Below are 12,437 nucleotides of genomic sequence, written 5' to 3'. Positions count from 1 at the left end.
ACGTGCGCGGGGATCAGGAGTGCAGGGGGTTGGCGACGGTGACGTAGACGGACTGGGTGCCGACCGGGCCGACGAGTTCGTCGAGGCCGTGCAGCCGGGTCAGCAGGTTGGCCTTGCAGCGCAGGACGGGTGAGTCGAGCAGGCGGGCGGGCAGCGGGGTGCGCAGCGCGGCCGGGCCGGAGGCGGCGCCGGCGAGGAAGCGCCGGAAGGCGGCGAGGAGCAGCCGCTCGTCGGCGAGGCGCTGGGAGCCGAAGGCGCCGATGAGGCCGAACACGTTGTTGACGGCGAGGTAGTACGCGAACCGTTCGTCGGCGACCTCGTCGGGGACGAAGGTGTCGCTGCGTCCGCCGATGCCGGGCAGCCGGGCGTCGAGTTCCGCCCGCCGGGACTCACGGAAGTAGTAGCCCTGGTTGTCGCGGTAGCGGCCGCCCGCGGGCCAGCCGGCGGCGTCCAGCAGGACCAGCGTGTTCTGCTGGTGCGCCTCCAGGGCGACGCCGGCCTCCGCGTCCAGCCACAGCACGGGCCGTACCACCTGCTCCAGGTAGCGCAGGAACCATTCGACGGCGACGGCCCCGCGGGGGCGTCCGGTCCGCTCGGCGAGGTGCGTGAGGAGTTCGGCGAGGCGGGAGGGCGGGGCCGGCGGACCGTACTCCTCCGGCCGGGCCGCCGGCGCACCGGGCAGGGCGGGGGCTGCGGTGCCGGACCGGGGCGCGACGAGTCCGGCGACGCAGGAGACGTCGTCCGAAGGGCTGAACGGATTGTGCCGGATCATCACGTCGAGTCCGGGCACGGGTGCGCCGTCCGGCCCGTCGACGGCGAGCCAGGCGGGGTCGCGGACGATGTCGAAGCCCGGGTGCGCGGCCCTCCACCGCGGGGACAGCCCGCTGCGCAGCAGGCGGTGGACCTCGACGCCGCGGTGGAGTTCCTTGCGGAGGTTCTCGCGGCGGGAGTTGGTGATGCACAGGCCGAGCGACAGCTTGAGCATGGCGGGCGCGCCGGGGCGGTAGACGGTCCGCACCGAGGAGGTGGGGTGCCAGAGGCCGCCGTGGGCGCCGAGGTCCCGGAGCAGTCCGGCCTCCAGCAGGGCCGCGGTCCCGGCCCGGTGGCGCACCTCGCGCAGCTGCCAGGGGTGCAGGGGCAGGGCCGCGTACCCGTCCGGCAGCTCGAGCCCGTCTCCGGCGAGGCGTGCGGTGAGCCGGGCCGCGGCGACGCGACGGCCGCGCTCGGTCCAGGCGGAGTCGGTGGCGAGCACCCGGGGGGACACCGCCAGCCAGTGGAGCGGGAAGGAGCCGCGCAGCTCGGGTGAGTACGGCCGCGCTTCGGCCTCGGAGAGCCCCTCGCGGCTCTTGGGCGCCGGATGCAGCGGGTGTCCGAGCACCAGGGCTTGTTCGGCGGTGAGGAAGAGGTCGCAGGGTCCGAGGGGGCGTTCCCGGCGGTCGCCGATGAAGGTGGCGGTCCGGCGGACGGAGTCGGCGACACGGGCGACGAGTCCGGCGCCGTCGCCGGGGGCGAAGGCCGTGGGGGGCGCCGCGGGGCTGTGGGGGCCGGTGCTCGCGCCGGGGGCGCCGGGTGCGGGCCGGCCGCCGGGGGTCTCCCTGGCGAGCAGGGCGGCGACCGTGACCGCGTCGGCCGGTGGGGCCGGTTCGGGGGCGCCGGCCAGGCGCGGAAGGCCGAAGCGGTGCCAGCCCGTCGGGGACCAGTAGTGGACCGGCACGAGCAGGGCCGTGCCGCTGGCGGGCAGGGGGATGCGCAGGAGGCCGTCGCCGGGCGCGCGCAGGCCGGTCTCGCGCACCCAGCAGCGCAGCAGGTTCTCCACGCCGGCGGCCTGGGCGGCGGTGTGGGGGTCGGGGTGTCCCAGGAGGTCGGCGGGAGCGCCGGACGGCCGTGCGGCGACCCGCCCCCCGCTCTGCTGACGCGGGACCGCCGCGGCCGCGGGCGGGCGCGGCGCCCGGGGCGAGCCGGCGGCCCGCACCCGGCCGTCCTCGGCGCCTTTCGCGGCGGCCCCCACGGACGTGCCGGTTCTCCCGGACGCGCCTGTCCCGGTCCCCTCGGACGCGCGCTCCCCACGCGCGGACGCAGACTCGGCCACGGTTCCCAGATCCTCCCGTCGTCCACGGGCGAGTCGACGGCTCGCATCGCCACGGGCACGGGGCCGCCCGCGGACGGCGGGCCCCGCCGCTACCAACCCCGGACGGTCCCCCGGGTTACGGCCTGGTCCGCAATCCCTGCCGCGGGAACGTCCCGCGGCCGCCGACGGGATCGGGGACGGAAGGACGCCGATCGGCTGATCCGCGGACGACGGCCAGGTCAGACGGCTTGTAGCCGAACCGTTGCGGTTCCTTCGGAACTCCCCCGCCGCGAGCGCATAGGGTGTGATGCCGTTCCACGACGCCGCGCGGCCGGGCCGGACCCGGCCGGGGACCGGCAGGAGTTCACGGCACCGGCGTCCTGTACGTCCACATCAGGGGGAGTCACCACCATGCGATCCATACGGCCGTCGTCCACCGTTCGCCGGCGCAGGGGCGGGCGCCGCGCCGTCTTCCCCGGGCCGGCCGCCGTCGCGCTCGCCTCGGTGCTCGCGCTCACCGCCACCGCCTGCGACTCCGGCGGCGCCGGGGCGGGCGGCGACGCGTCGGCCTCCGCGTCGGCCGCCGACGACGGCCGGATCAGGATCCCGGACCACCTCAGGGACAAGCTCAAGGAGCACGGGATCGACCTCGACCAGTGGGAGAACGGCGCCTGGCGGAACTGGGACCGGGACGACTGGCTGCGCGAGGCCCAGGACTTCGTCAACCCGATCATCGAGGACCTGTGGGACCCGGACCGGATGCGCAAGGCCGAGGAGCCCGACACGGGCGTCGTCGACGGCGACCTCTCCGGCGACCGGGGCGTCACCGACCCCACGCCCCGGCCCGTGGAGGCGGTGGCCGTACCGCCCGCGTACCACGCCAACGCCGCCACCGCCGGAAAGGTGTTCTTCGACTCCCCCGAGGGCACGATGGTCTGCTCGGCGACGGTGGTGCAGGACCCGGCCCACCCCGGCAAGTCCAACCTGGTCTGGACGGCGGGCCACTGCGTGCACGCCGGGAAGAAGGGCGGCTGGTACCGCAACATCGCGTTCGTGCCGTCGTACAACGACGCGGGCAGGTCGGCCGGGGAACTGCAGAACGCCGCCAAGGAGGAGGTCGCTCCCTACGGTGTCTGGTGGGGCGACTGGGCGCAGACCTCGGACCAGTGGATCGAACAGGGCGGCGCGACGGGCGGCGACGGCGCCTCGTACGACTTCGCCGTCATCCATGTGACGCCGGAGAAGGGCAGCGGCGGCAAGTCGCTGGAGGAGACGGTCGGCTCGGCGCTGCCGGTGGACTTCGACGCGCCGGCCGTGCCGCGGACGCGGAGCGTCACGGCGGTCGGCTACCCGGCCGCGCCGCCGTACGACGGGCAGAGGCTGTACCGGTGCCAGGACAGGCCGGGCCGGCTGTCGCTCAACGCCTCCGACCCGACGATGTACCGCATCGGCTGCACGATGACCGCCGGTTCGTCCGGCGGCGGCTGGATCGGGACGGGCTCCGACGGCGAGCCGGCGCTGGTGTCCAACACCTCGATCGGCCCGGTGACGTCGGGCTGGCTGGCCGGTCCGCGGCTGGGCGCGGAGGCCAGGGACGTGTACGACGCGGTGAGCGAGAAGTTCGCCGGCCGGTGAGGGAGCGGCACCTGGCCCGCGCCCCGGCCGGGCGGCCGGGGCGCCGCACCGGAACGTGAGCGGGACGTGCGGCGGCCGGTGACTCGCCCACGAGGAAGGCCCGCCCCCTGGAGAGCTGCTGTCAGGGGGCGGGCCTTGGGTCGTTCACGGGCCTCAGGCGACCGGCGCCGGCACGTAGGGTGCGAGGTCCGCCGCCAGTTCCTCGTGCACCCGCAGCTTCAGCAGGGTGCCCTCCGCGGTGTGCTCCTCGGAGATCACCTCGCCCTCGGTGTGGGCGCGGGCGACGAGCTTGCCGTGGGTGTACGGCACGAGCACCTCGATCTCGACCGAGGGGCGCGGCAGCTCGCTGTCGATCAGCGCGAGCAGCTCGTCGATGCCCTGGCCGGTGCGGGCCGAGACGGCGATGGACCGCTTCTCGACGCGCAGCAGCCGCTGCAGCACCAGCGGATCGGCCAGGTCGGCCTTGTTGATCACGACGATCTCGGGCACGTCGGTGGCGCCGACGTCCCTGATCACCTCGCGCACCGCGGCGAGCTGCTCCTCCGGAGCCGGGTGCGAACCGTCGACCACGTGCAGGATCAGGTCGGAGTCGCCGACCTCCTCCATCGTGGAGCGGAACGCCTCGACCAGGTGGTGCGGCAGGTGTCGCACGAAGCCGACAGTGTCGGCCAGCGTGTACAGCCGCCCGCTCGGGGTCTCCGCCCGGCGCACGGTCGGGTCGAGGGTCGCGAACAGCGCGTTCTCGACCAGCACGCCCGCGCCGGTGAGGCGGTTGAGCAGGGAGGACTTGCCGGCGTTGGTGTAGCCCGCGATGGCGACGGACGGCACCTTGTTGCGGCGGCGCTCCCGGCGCTTGATGTCGCGGCCGGTCTTCATCTCCGCGATCTCCCGGCGCATCTTCGCCATCTTCTCGCGGATCCGGCGCCGGTCCGTCTCGATCTTGGTCTCACCGGGACCGCGGGTCGCGAGACCGCCGCGGCCACCACCCATCTGCCGGGACAGCGACTGGCCCCAGCCGCGCAGCCTCGGCAGCATGTACTGCATCTGCGCGAGCGCGACCTGCGCCTTGCCCTCCCGGGACTTGGCGTGCTGGGCGAAGATGTCCAGGATCAGGGCCGTGCGGTCGATGACCTTGACCTTGACGACGTCTTCGAGGTGGATCAGCTGGCCCGGGCTGAGCTCACCGTCGCAGACGACGGTGTCCGCGCCCGTCTCGAGGACGATGTCCCGCAGCTCCTCGGCCTTGCCGGAGCCGATGTAGGTCGCCGCGTCGGGCTTGTCGCGACGCTGGATGACACCGTCGAGCACGAGCGCGCCCGCGGTCTCCGCGAGGGCGGCGAGCTCGGCGAGGGAGTTCTCCGCGTCCCGCACGGTGCCCGAGGTCCAGACGCCGACGAGGACGACCCGCTCCAGGCGGAGCTGGCGGTACTCGACCTCGGTGACGTCCTCCAGCTCGGTGGAGAGGCCGGCGACGCGGCGCAGCGCCGCGCGCTCGGAGCGGTCGAACTGGTCGCCGTCCCACTCTCCGTCGATCTCGTGGCTCCAGGCGACGTCCTCTTCCATCAGGGCATCGGCCCGAAGACCCTCGGGGTAGGCGTGCGCGAGGCGCTTGGTGTCCTGGGAAGGGGAAGAAGAGGAGGTCATTGGGTCCTTACGTAGCTGGGAAATGGATGAGGATCCGTTTGCGTCGACGGAGCGGAACCGGTTTCCGGCCCGTCCCGGAGGACGGTCCGGAGGACATCCGCCCTTCGGAGCCGGCCCGTCACTGTTCACAACGCACGAGTACCCCGAGGGATTCCCGTGACCCGTGCCGCGCCGGTCCGAAGATGGTCGCACGGCACGAGCCGTCTCGTCACCGCCTTTTCCCGGCCGTCGGCCGCGTCCCGCCGGTCTCCTGCACAGGCGTCCGCCGGCCCCTCCGGCCGGCCGGGCGTCGCGGGGACCCGGTGCGCGTGGGGGGGGTGAGCAGCAGGGTCCGCCGCTGCCGGCGCACGCGTACGGCACGGGAGACGACGCCCGCCCGGCGCACCCGAACGGGGACCGGGGCGCCCGCCGGGCACGGACTCGACGCCCCGGCGCGGGCTCACGCCCCGGTCGGCACGCTCACGCCCCCGACGTCTGCGGCTGTGCCCGGCACACGTCGTACACGCCGGCCACGTTGCGCATGGCGCGCATCAGGGCGGGCAGGTGGGCGGCGTCCGGGAGCTGGACGGTGTACGTGTGGCGCACCCGCTGCTGGGCCGGGGGTTCGACCGTCGCGGAGACGATCTCGGCGCCCTCGAGGGCCATGGCTTCGGTGAGGTCCGCGAGGAGATGGGGGCGGACGAACGATTCGGCGAGCAGGGTGACCCGGCATTCGGTGGTGTCTCCCCAGCGCACGCCGACCTCCGCGCGTCCCGCGCTCTTCATCCGCGCCACCGCGGCGCACTCGACACGGTGCACGGTCACCGCTCCCCCGCGGACGGCGAAGCCGGTCACCCGGTCGGGCGGTACGGGGGTGCAGCAGCCGGCCAGCCGTACGGTCGCGTCGGGCAGGTCCACGAGGACGTTGTCGGTGACGGGGCGGGGGGCCGGGCCCTCCGGGACGGGCCGCGCGGCCGCCCGGGCCCGGCCGGCGGAACGGGTGGCGGCCCCTTCGCCGGCCGGGCGGAGAGCCGCGGGGGGGACGGCCCCCTCCTCCCGCGCCTCGTCCCGCGGGTCGTCCCCGTGCGACGGATGGGCCGCCAGCCACCGCTGGATGGCGATGCGGGCGGCGGGGGTGTGCGCGTGCTCCAGCCATTCCCGGGAGGGCTCGGAGGCCGGGTCCTGTCCCATGAGGAGCTGGACCGTGTCGCCGTCCCGCAGGACGGTGCTCAGCGTCGCCAGGCGGCCGTTGACGCGGGCGCCGATGCACGCGTGCGCGTCCTCGCCGTACTGGGCGTATGCGGCGTCCACGCAGGTCGCGCCCTCGGGCAGGCCCAGCGTGCCGCCGTCGGGCCGGAAGACGGTGATCTCGCGGTCCTGGGCGAGGTCCTCGCGGAGGGTGGACCAGAAGGTGTCGGGGTCGGGCGCGGCCCGCTGCCACTCCAGGAGGCGGGAGAGCCAGCCGGGACGGGTGGGGTCGACGCGTTCGCCGTCGGCGGGATCGTCGGAGGCCGGCGCGTAGGGGTTGCCGAGAGCGACGACACCGGCCTCGGCGACCTTGTGCATCTGGTGGGTGCGGATCAGGACTTCGACGACCTGGCCGTCCGGGCGCGCCACCGCGGTGTGCAGCGACTGGTACAGGTTGAACTTGGGGACGGCGATGAAGTCCTTGAACTCCGAGACGACGGGCGTCATGCAGGTGTGCAGTTCGCCGAGCACCGCGTAGCAGTCGGCGTCCTCGTTGACGAGCACCAGCAGCCGGCCGAAGTCGGCGCCGCGCAGCCGGCCGCGTTTGCGGGAGACGCGGTGCACGGAGACGAAGTGGCGCGGCCGGATGAGGACTTCGGCAGGGATGTCGGCCTCCCGGAGGACCGAGCGCACCTCGTCGGCGACCTCGGCGAGCGGGTCGTCCGCGCGGGCCTCGTTCTCGGCGATCAGCTCCCGTGTGCGCTCGTACTCCCCGGGGTGCAGGATCGCGAAGACGAGGTCCTCCAGTTCGGTCTTGAGCGCCTGGACGCCGAGCCGTTCGGCGAGCGGGATGAGGACGTCGCGGGTGACCTTGGCGATGCGCGCCTGTTTCTCGGGGCGCATCACGCCGAGGGTGCGCATGTTGTGCAGCCGGTCGGCGAGTTTGATCGACATCACGCGGACGTCGTTGCCGGTGGCGACGAGCATCTTGCGGAAGGTCTCGGGCTCGGCGGCGGCGCCGTAGTCGACCTTCTCCAGTTTGGTGACGCCGTCGACGAGATAGCGGACCTCCTCGCCGAACTGCTCGCCGACCTGGTCCAGGGTCACGTCCGTGTCCTCGACGGTGTCGTGGAGCAGGGAGGCCGTCAACGTCGTGGTCTCGGCGCCGAGTTCGGCGAGGATGAGGGTCACGGCGAGCGGATGGGTGATGTACGGCTCGCCGCTCTTGCGCATCTGGCCGCGGTGCGAGGACTCGGCCAGCAGGTAGGCGCGGCGCAGGGGTTCGAGGTCGGCGTCGGGGTGGTGGGCGCGGTGGGCCTCGACGACGTGGCCGATGGCGTCGGGCAGCCGGTCGCGGGCGGCGGGGCCGAGCAGTGCGGCGCGGCCCAGGCGGCGCAGGTCGATCCGGGCGCGGGCCTTTCTGCGGGGCGCTGCCGGCGTCGTCGCGCCCGGTGCGACCGGGCTCGGCGTGACCGGGCCCGATCTCACCGGGCCTGGGCTCGCAGGGTTCGTGACCTCCGCGCTCATGGGCACCTCCGGCTGCGTGGACCGGCGGACGGGTACCCCTGGCGCACGGGTCCAGGGGATGGTGTCGGTCCCCCGTCCGGGCCGGTGCTTGATGCTACCGAGCCCATCACGTCCCGCTGACCGGCTCTCGCCGAGCCCGAAACGGATCACCCATTCGAGCGAAGGCGGGTGGGTTCGCGTTTTCGCCCCGTCTGACCTGCGGCGAGGCGTGGTTTCCGGCCAGGCGGCCGTGCGGCGACCGCTCCCGCGAGGCGCTCCGCCCTGCGTCGGAGATCACAGTTCCGGGCCCGGGGAGGGAGGCCGTCAGGCCCTGCGGCGGGCGGCGTCCGCCAGCCACTCCGCGTCGATCTCGCCCTCGGCGACGATCACGGCGGGACCCGTCATCTCGATCTCGCCGTCGGGCCGCTCGGTGATCACGAGGGTGCCGCCGGGGAGGTCGACGGTGTAGGTGGCCGGGGTGCCGGTGACCGCCGGGTCGGCGCCGTCCCGGCGGGCGGTGGCGACGGCGACCGCGCACGCGCCCGTGCCGCAGGAGCGGGTCTCCCCGGAGCCGCGCTCGTGCACGCGCATCGCGACGTGTCCGGGGCCGCGGTCCACCACGAACTCGACGTTCACGCCGTCCGGGTAGGCGGAGGCCGGGCTGTACGGCGGCGGCGAGAGCAGGTCGCCGGCGTGGGCGAGGTCGGCCACGAAGGCGACCGCGTGCGGGTTGCCCATGTTCACGTTCCGCGCGGGCCAGCTGTGCTCGCCGACGCGGACCGTGACCTCCCCCTCGGGGAGCAGGGCCTTGCCCATGCCGACGGTGATGTCGCCGTCCTCGGCGATGTGCACGGTCTTCACGCCCCCGCGCGTGGCCACCGCGATGTCCCCCTCCGCCACGTGCCCGGCGCGCTGGAGGTAGCGCGCGAACACCCGTACGCCGTTGCCGCACATCTCGGCGACCGAGCCGTCGCCGTTGCGGTAGTCCATGAACCACTCCGCCTCGGCCGCCATGTCCTCGGCCTCGGGATGGGCGGCGGACCGCACCACGTGCAGCACTCCGTCACCGCCGATGCCCGCGCGGCGGTCGCACAGGGCGGCGACGGCGGCCGGGGAGAGGTCGATGACGTTCTCGGGGTCCGGGACGATCACGAAGTCGTTCTCGGTGCCGTGCCCCTTGAGGAAGGCGATCCGCGTGCTCATGCCCCGATCGTACGGGGTGGGGGCGACGGCGCGGCGGGCCCGTCGACGGCCTCAGCCCCGCAGCCGGGCCACCCGCCACACGGCCAGGACGACCACCGCGGCGACCACCACGACGTACGCGAGGATCACCCGCCAGTCCGGGCGGCGTCCGGAGCCGCGCTGCGGCAGGCCCGGCCAGGTGTAGCCCACCCGGCGGGCGGCCATCATGCCCCAGCCGGCCGCGCACGAGCAGATCAGCAGCCCCAGCATCGCGATCACGGCTCCGCTGTCGCCGAAGTCGAACGCCAGCGGGAAGGCGAACATCAGGGAACCGACCGCGGCCAGGCCGACGATGGGCGCGAGCTGCCAGATGCGCAGCCGGCGCTGCGGCCGCAGCTCGACCTCGACCTCGTCGCCGCCCGCGTACATCTCCTCGGGCTCCGGGCCGTCGGCGGTCACACCGTCCTGCGTCTCGTCGGGCCCGTCCGGGCTGAGACGGCCGCCGTCCGGCTCCGGTTCGCCGGGGCCGGCGGTGAGGTGCTCGGTGCCTTGTGCGGTGTCGCGAGGGCCGGCCTCCATCGCCACGCGCCCTCCCAACTCAGGACTCCACTTGGTCGATCGAAGCTCGATGATGGCACGGCGCCGGAGGCCGGGATGGCGGCCTGGGCGTCCCGATGCCATCACGTGATCAGGCTGTAACCGGTCGTTCGACCAACGACAGGGCGAGGTGCGGGAGATCCGTGCGATCGGCCGCGGCCCCGCTCAACCAGTGCACCCGGGGATCGCGCCTGAACCACGAGTCCTGGCGGCGCGCGAAGCGTTTGGTGGCACGCACCGTCTCGGCCCGGGCCTCCTCCAGCGTGCACTCCCCGGCGAGCGCCGCGAGAACCTGCTGGTAGCCGAGCGCGCGCGAGGCCGTACGCCCTTCGCGCAACCCCTGCGCCTCCAGAGCGCGCACCTCGTCGACGAGGCCCGCCTCCCACATCCGGTCGACCCGGCGCGCGATGCGCTCGTCCAGTTCGGGGCGGGAGACGTCGACGCCGATCTGGAGGGTGTCGTAGACGGAGTCGTGGCCGGGGAGGTTGGCGGTGAAGGGCTTGCCGGTGATCTCGATGACCTCCAGGGCCCGGACGATCCGGCGGCCGTTGCTGGGCAGGATGGCCCGCGCCGCCTCGGGGTCGGCGGCGGCGAGCCGGGCGTGCAGCGCCCCGGAGCCGCGCAGCGTGAGCTCCTCCTCCAGCCGGGCCCTCACCTCCGGGTCGGTACCGGGGAACTCCAGGTTGTCGACGGCGCCCCGGACGTAGAGACCGGAGCCGCCGACGAGGATCGGCCAGCGTCCGGCGGCGAGCAGCGCGTCGATCCGCTCCCGGGCCAGCCGCTGGTACTCGGCGACGGAGGCGGTGACGGTCACGTCCCAGACGTCCAGGAGGTGGTGCGGGACGCCGCCGCGTTCCTCGGGTGTCAGCTTGGCGGTGCCGATGTCCATTCCGCGGTAGAGCTGCATGGAGTCGGCGTTGACGACCTCGCCGCCGAGCCGTTGGGCCAGGAAGACGCCCAGATCGGACTTTCCGGCCGCGGTCGGCCCGACGACGGCGATGACGCGGGGGGCGGGGGGTGCGCTGCTCACCGCCCCAGTCTCGCAAACCTCGCACCGTGCCCTCGAACGAGTTATGTGACGGTGCGACCGCGGGGTCGTTGCCCGTTGCGGGGTCTCCGTCCGGCCGCCGCAGGCGGCGGCGCGCCGGACGCCCCACCGGGTCCGGTCGGACGGGGGACGCCCCGAGCTGCGCGGGAAGTCATCCGCACGAGTAACGTAGGGAGTTGGCATGGGCGTTTTTGCACGTTTTTTCCGGAGGTCGAGGAGCGCGGAGGAGGCGACGGCCGCCGGGACCGGGGCGCGGGACGGGGGACCGGCGGCGACGGGGACCGCCGGTGCCGCCGCCGCGGGGAGCCCGGGGATCCCCAGGCAGCGGTCCGCCGGCACGGCGACCGACCGCGGGGCGGGCAGGAGCGCCCGCACCTGACCGCCCCGTCGGAGAAGGCTAACCACGGGAAAGGTGAGCCATGGGTCTGCTGGACAGCATGAAGGACAGGCTGGGCCCGGCGAAGGACAGGGTCTCGGACCTCGCACAGCGGCACGAGGGCAGGATCCGGCACGGCCTCGACAAGGCCGCGCGGGTCGTCGACGAGAGGACCGGGGGCAAGTACAGCGACAGGATCCAGCGGGGCACGGGCAGGGCCAAGGAGGCCGTGGACCGGCTCGCGCACAAGGGCGGCCCCGGGGCCGGGGCGCACGGGCCGGTCCCGGAAGCGGACACGGACGGCAGCGCGCCGCCTCCGTCCGCACCGCCGCCGGTTTCCTGACCGGCATCGGGTTTCCCGGCCGGCGCAGCGGCGGACGGCCGCGGGGCAGGACGCCCCCGGCCGTCCGCCGTTCCCCGCGGCGGGCGGCACGCCCCGGCCGGACTACGGCCGGTGCCCCACCGGGATTTCGCTCCGGGACCAGGTGGCCACGAGGTACCCCACTCCGTACGGGGCGTCCTCGTACAGCAGCGCGCCGTCGAGGGCCGTGTCCTCCGCCGCGCCGGCGAGGACCTGCCAGGGTGCCCTGCCGGACGCCCGCAGTGCGCGGGCGAGCCCGGCGTCCAGCGCCGCGAGGGCGGGCGTGTCCGCCGCGCCCAGCGCACGCGCGACCGCCGCGTCGAAGGGCGCCGCCCGCTCGTCGAGGTATCCGGGGGCCTTGAGCGTGCGGCACGCGCTGGCGTCGCCCATCACCAGCAGCGCCACCCGCCCGGCCCGCGCGGCGATCTCCCGGCCGGCGCCGAGGCACCGCTCGGCCGCGAGGGCCTCCCCCACCGCCAGTCCCTCGACCGGGGCAGCGGCCCACCCGGCCCGCTCCAGCAGCCAGGCGGCCACGGCGAGCGCGTACGGCAGCTCCGGCCCGGCTCCCGCGTCCCGGTCCGGCCGTCCCAGCCGTACGCCGAGATCCACGCCGAAGCCGCGGAACGACCCCCGGGCGCCCTCCGGATACGTCCGCGGCCCGGCGTCCCCGGGCCCGGCGCCGTCGTCCGGCCCGACGACCACGAGCCGGTCAGGCCGGGCGGCGGCGAGCACGTCCAGCGCGTCCGCGCACGCGGCACGCGCGGTGTCCAGCTCGGGCGCGGCGCCCGCGGCGATCTCGGGCACCAGAAGCGGCGGACAGGGGCAGACTGCTGCGGCGACAAGCATGATCGGC

9 protein-coding genes are annotated in these 12,437 nt (G+C 74.8%); 2 read left to right on the top strand and 7 right to left on the bottom strand.

The features are described 5' to 3' along the window. Positions 1-13: 13 nt before the first annotated feature. A complete protein-coding gene (locus ACIBAI_RS14415; protein ID WP_399034418.1) occupies positions 14-1,972 on the bottom strand; it encodes an IucA/IucC family protein in 1,959 nt (652 codons plus the stop codon). Between the two features lie 507 nt (positions 1,973-2,479). Here ACIBAI_RS14415 and ACIBAI_RS14410 point away from each other — a divergent pair. Continuing rightward, on the top strand, positions 2,480-3,703 hold the full coding sequence (locus tag ACIBAI_RS14410) for a trypsin-like serine peptidase (protein ID WP_399034074.1): 1,224 nt from the start codon (positions 2,480-2,482) through the stop codon (positions 3,701-3,703). A 153-nt stretch (positions 3,704-3,856) separates the two neighbouring features. Here ACIBAI_RS14410 and hflX read toward each other — a convergent pair whose 3' ends face one another. From hflX to miaA, 5 genes are all read right to left on the bottom strand, one after another. After that, the gene (gene hflX / locus ACIBAI_RS14405; RefSeq protein ID WP_399034072.1) at positions 3,857-5,347 is read right to left on the bottom strand and encodes a GTPase HflX; all 1,491 of its coding nucleotides are present in this window, start codon (positions 5,345-5,347) and stop codon (positions 3,857-3,859) included. A 459-nt stretch (positions 5,348-5,806) separates the two neighbouring features. After that, positions 5,807-8,041 (bottom strand): RelA/SpoT family protein, encoded by a 2,235-nt coding sequence (locus tag ACIBAI_RS14400; protein WP_399034070.1) that lies wholly within the window; start codon positions 8,039-8,041, stop codon positions 5,807-5,809. A 303-nt stretch (positions 8,042-8,344) separates the two neighbouring features. After that, entirely contained in the window at positions 8,345-9,223 is an 879-nt protein-coding gene (gene dapF / locus ACIBAI_RS14395) for a diaminopimelate epimerase (protein WP_399034068.1), read from the bottom strand. Between the two features lie 51 nt (positions 9,224-9,274). Further along, positions 9,275-9,781 (bottom strand): hypothetical protein, encoded by a 507-nt coding sequence (locus tag ACIBAI_RS14390; protein ID WP_399034067.1) that lies wholly within the window; start codon positions 9,779-9,781, stop codon positions 9,275-9,277. 109 nt (positions 9,782-9,890) lie between these two features. Then, positions 9,891-10,829 (bottom strand): tRNA (adenosine(37)-N6)-dimethylallyltransferase MiaA, encoded by a 939-nt coding sequence (gene miaA, locus ACIBAI_RS14385; RefSeq protein WP_399034064.1) that lies wholly within the window; start codon positions 10,827-10,829, stop codon positions 9,891-9,893. 437 nt (positions 10,830-11,266) lie between these two features. On the opposite strand from miaA, the gene ACIBAI_RS14380 reads away from it, so the two are divergent. Further along, positions 11,267-11,566: an antitoxin gene (locus tag ACIBAI_RS14380; RefSeq protein WP_399034062.1), complete on the top strand. Its 300-nt coding sequence runs from the start codon at positions 11,267-11,269 to the stop codon at positions 11,564-11,566. A 102-nt stretch (positions 11,567-11,668) separates the two neighbouring features. On the opposite strand, the gene ACIBAI_RS14375 is transcribed toward ACIBAI_RS14380, so the two are convergent. Beyond that, positions 11,669-12,430, bottom strand: coding sequence for a class III extradiol dioxygenase subunit B-like domain-containing protein (locus tag ACIBAI_RS14375; protein ID WP_399034060.1), 762 nt, complete (start codon positions 12,428-12,430; stop codon positions 11,669-11,671). Positions 12,431-12,437 lie beyond the last annotated feature (7 nt).

This window comes from Streptomyces sp. NPDC051041 (genome assembly GCF_044456065.1).
Classification (GTDB): Bacteria; Actinomycetota; Actinomycetes; order Streptomycetales; family Streptomycetaceae; genus Streptomyces; species Streptomyces glaucus.
Note: the sequence above shows the minus strand (reverse complement) of the source record. Positions and strands in the feature narration are given on the sequence as shown.

What these genes read in the sequence shown, in the direction of transcription:
- ACIBAI_RS14410 (WP_399034074.1), top strand. Translation starts at nt 2,480, where the DNA reads ATGCGATCCATACGGCCGTCGTCCACCGTTCGCCGGCGCAGGGGCGGG.
- hflX (WP_399034072.1), bottom strand. Translation starts at nt 5,347, where the DNA reads ATGACCTCCTCTTCTTCCCCTTCCCAGGACACCAAGCGCCTCGCGCAC.
- ACIBAI_RS14400 (WP_399034070.1), bottom strand. Translation starts at nt 8,041, where the DNA reads ATGAGCGCGGAGGTCACGAACCCTGCGAGCCCAGGCCCGGTGAGATCG.
- dapF (WP_399034068.1), bottom strand. Translation starts at nt 9,223, where the DNA reads ATGAGCACGCGGATCGCCTTCCTCAAGGGGCACGGCACCGAGAACGAC.
- ACIBAI_RS14390 (WP_399034067.1), bottom strand. Translation starts at nt 9,781, where the DNA reads ATGGAGGCCGGCCCTCGCGACACCGCACAAGGCACCGAGCACCTCACC.
- ACIBAI_RS14380 (WP_399034062.1), top strand. Translation starts at nt 11,267, where the DNA reads ATGGGTCTGCTGGACAGCATGAAGGACAGGCTGGGCCCGGCGAAGGAC.
- ACIBAI_RS14375 (WP_399034060.1), bottom strand. Translation starts at nt 12,430, where the DNA reads ATGCTTGTCGCCGCAGCAGTCTGCCCCTGTCCGCCGCTTCTGGTGCCC.